3 protein-coding genes are annotated in these 2,995 nt (G+C 34.4%); all 3 read right to left on the bottom strand.

Annotation, left to right across the window (positions count from 1 at the left end):
• Window positions 1-113: 113 nt before the first annotated feature.
• Window positions 114-1,283, bottom strand: a complete 1,170-nt coding sequence (locus tag U9P79_06305) for an ABC transporter permease (GenBank protein ID MEA2104235.1) — start codon at window positions 1,281-1,283, stop codon at window positions 114-116.
• Window positions 1,284-1,291: 8 nt separating this feature from the next.
• Entirely contained in the window at window positions 1,292-2,473 is a 1,182-nt protein-coding gene (locus tag U9P79_06300; GenBank protein MEA2104234.1) for an ABC transporter permease, read from the bottom strand.
• A gap of 112 nt (window positions 2,474-2,585) precedes the next feature.
• The coding region (locus tag U9P79_06295; GenBank protein ID MEA2104233.1) for a hypothetical protein at window positions 2,586-2,995 on the bottom strand (410 nt) is incomplete at its 5' end.

Raw genomic sequence — 2,995 nt, 5'->3', positions numbered from 1 at the left:
AAAAAATTTATCTGAGCAAGTTGAAGAAATTCAAATGACTATACTGTCGGTTCTAAATGAGGAAATAAATAAATGTTCAAACAGCAGCGTTTTGGAATAAATTTGAAATTATACTATCTGTTAATTCGTTTTCTAAACTTTTTTCCCAAATAATTCAATCTTAAAATTACCGCAATATACGAGAATAAAATTAGAATCAAGAGGTGGAGAATGTATCCGCTTACTTGCTGAAAATTTGCTCCCATTTCACTTACTTTGACAAATGCATTAAAAAACGGAGTAGTCGGAACTGTTTGGGCGAGCCACTTTAATGGTAATGGCATTGCAGAAATAGGCCAAGAATATCCGCAGATCAAAAATAAAGGATAAGATGTGAACGCCATGATTTCCATATATCTTTTGGGGCTGGTAAAAAATGATGCAAAAAATATTGTGTAAAAAAGAACGGAAAACAAAAAGAGGAGCGATAAAAATATAGTCGCAACAATACTTCCGAGCAAGGGAATTTCAAAAAAGTTGAAAATGATTACAAAGAAAAAAACGAAATAGGCACAATACAAGAAAAAATAAAAACCGATTTTTCCAATTATCAGATCGGATATTTTAAATTTTGCAGTTTGGAACAATTTTTTAAATCCGTCCTTCTCATTCTCTTTGGAGATGCTCTCGCCAAATCCGATGAGGAGCGTTTGCTGAAGAATGAGCAGAAATAGACCGGGAAGCAAAAAATTCCCGTAAGAATTTGTAGTATTATAAATCGGATGCACATCTGCCATAATGGGCTCTACTAATTCCAGCGCTTGTTTCGGGTCAATTCCTTTTGACTCGAAATATCTGAGTCGGATTCCTGCACCTGCTGTGAGCATTATCGTCTGAACTGCGTTGTTCAGGTCGTTTGAAGGCAAAAATCTGGTAGTGTTCAAATACAAATTTACTCCCGCACCCTGCAATAATTTTAGTTTTACTTCAAATCCTTTTGGGAAATACAGAAATCCCTGTATTTTCATTCTGTTCATTTTGTCAATTCCAGCCGAGTAACTATCTAATTTGCCGATCAAATTTATTTTCTGATTAGCATCCATCAGACGGTACAATTCGCGTGTAGTTTGCGTATTATCCATATCCACCACCGCAAAATTGATCTGATCCGCATCTTTATAAATATAAATGGAGCCTAGGAAAAAAGCATAAAGCAAGGGAGCTATCAAAATGGTGAGTAAGATACTTTTGTCACTAACAACTATTCCCAATTCCCTTTTAAAAACATTTAATATATTTTTCATTTATTCATCTAAACGGGTTGGGAAGTCTTAAATTTTTTCAAACGAATTTTCAAACTGATTATACTTCCTAAAAATCCGATCACAAAAAATATTAACAAGGCAAAAATTTCCGGCTTCAAATATTTTATGGGAACGTTCATTTGATACAATTTGAAAAAGCCATAAAGGAAATGCGTGTATGGAATTAGTTGAGCATAAAATTTGTCGAAGAAAGGCATACCGAATATTGGGAAAGTGAATCCGCTAAAAACAAATGCTGGTGAATTGTAAAAGAAAGCAACGTCCAAAGCAACAGTTTCATCGGAAATGATTCCGGAAAGCATCAATCCGAAAAATACTGCAGTGATGTTGAAAAACAGGAAGAATCCGGACAATAGCCACAAATTACCATAAACAGGGATCGCAAAAACCGGAAAAACAAAACCCAAAATGAAGATCACGATCAGGAATCCCATCAGAGAATAGGCAATCGCTTTGCCAATAATTATGTTTAGAACGCTGTTATTTGATACTTGCAATAATTTGCCAATGGTGTGATTATTAAATTCCGAATTAATTGCCCGAGTTGTTACAAAAATGAGGATCATCTGCAAAAGAACAGTCAACAGTCCCGGGACGAGATAATATAAATAGTTGTAATTGGAATTGTAAAGCGGTTTTGCATTCACGCGGATTGGAAGCACGAGATTCATCGCTTCCTCTTCAGTTAAACCAGCCATCTTAAATTTTTCGAGAAGAATCCCACCGGAAACCGTGTTGATGGTTGTCATAGCCACCCGATAAATTGTATTTCCAAAAATGATATTTGACGAATTCGTATAAATTCCAACTTTGGTGCTCTTTCCTGAAAGTACATCCTTGGAAAGATTTTTGGGGATGACAAAAATAGCTTCTATTTCATCGTTTTTTAGAAAAATGTTCTCGATCTTATCTGAAGAATCCAGATATTTTATAACTTTCGTTTGGGGTGATGCCTCGATAAAACGAATAATTGTGCGGGAAAGTTCCGTATGGTCTTTGTCATACACAGCCACCGGAATATTATGAACAATCCCGTTTACATAGATGAAAGCCAAAAAAATAAAAACGCAGATCGGTACGAAGATCAAAAGATTTCGAGTGGATTTCCCTCGAATTATTCGTCCGAATTCACGTTTTGCAACGTTGACAAGAGGATTATTCGATTTCATTTTGGAGTAAAATATCCGTGATATTTTTCCTTAACTTTGGAGTAAAATATCCGCGATATTTTTCTTTAACTTTGGAGTAAAATATCCATGATATTTTTTTATTTTATCAGCACTAATTTTTTGCATAAAATCCAACATTTTGCCCTTTAAAATTCAATTCAAATCTTTCGGTTTTATGCCCAAGTTGTTGTGAGTATTCTTCAAGCGATTCAAACCAATCGATATCGGATTTTTTCTCAATCGGTTCATCAATAACACAGCAAGGCAATAAAATAAAACCGGTTTTGTATTTCGCACTTGCTTCAATTATTTTCATATTTGAGCCGTGTGCATGTAAACCAATCAACAAATCATAATATTTTGCCATATCTATTTCAAATGTTTTTGAGATTCTATTAACAGTTTCCTCTTCAAAAATTTTATGCTTATTGCCTTGCAAATCTTTATACTTAGAAGGTAATGGCTGATTGTAAGGGTCTATTACAACACTTTCAAAATTATTTTTTTGGAGCAAATATGTCA

The organism is Candidatus Cloacimonadota bacterium, from assembly GCA_034661015.1.
Classification (GTDB): Bacteria; Cloacimonadota; Cloacimonadia; order JGIOTU-2; family JGIOTU-2; genus JAYEKN01.
Note: the sequence above shows the minus strand (reverse complement) of the source record. Positions and strands in the feature narration are given on the sequence as shown.

Bases quoted from the DNA above. Each gene is read 5' to 3' on its own strand.
- U9P79_06305 (MEA2104235.1), bottom strand. From the start codon at position 1,283: ATGAAAAATATATTAAATGTTTTTAAAAGGGAATTGGGAATAGTTGTT.
- U9P79_06300 (MEA2104234.1), bottom strand. From the start codon at position 2,473: ATGAAATCGAATAATCCTCTTGTCAACGTTGCAAAACGTGAATTCGGA.